Raw genomic sequence first — 283 nt, 5'->3', positions numbered from 1 at the left:
GGAACAGCGTCATCGACGAAATCCTTGGCACCGAGGCAAAGCCGCCGATGGGCGCAACCGTGACAGGCGTGCGCCTCAAGAATGTCGTGACGGGCGAGACGCAGGAACTCGACACGCACGGTGTTTTTGTCGCTATCGGCCACGCACCTGCGGTTTCTTTGTTCGAGGGCAAGCTCAAGCAGAAGCCGAACGGCTATCTGTGGACTGCACCCGATTCGACGGCTACCGACGTTCCGGGCATTTTTGCTGCGGGCGACGTCACGGACGATATTTATCGGCAGGC

At 60.1% G+C, this 283-nt stretch carries 1 protein-coding gene; it reads left to right on the top strand.

The window, feature by feature from the left end; all coding sequences use genetic code 11:
* Positions 1-283 (top strand): NAD(P)/FAD-dependent oxidoreductase (locus tag SB822_RS56470; protein WP_410859023.1); only part of this gene is annotated, 283 nt, incomplete at both ends.

The sequence above is a fragment of the Paraburkholderia sp. SIMBA_054 genome, from assembly GCF_046534875.1.
GTDB lineage: Bacteria > Pseudomonadota > Gammaproteobacteria > Burkholderiales > Burkholderiaceae > Paraburkholderia > Paraburkholderia hospita.
The sequence above is the reverse complement of the archived record's forward strand: the minus strand, read 5'-3'. Positions and strand labels throughout refer to the sequence as shown.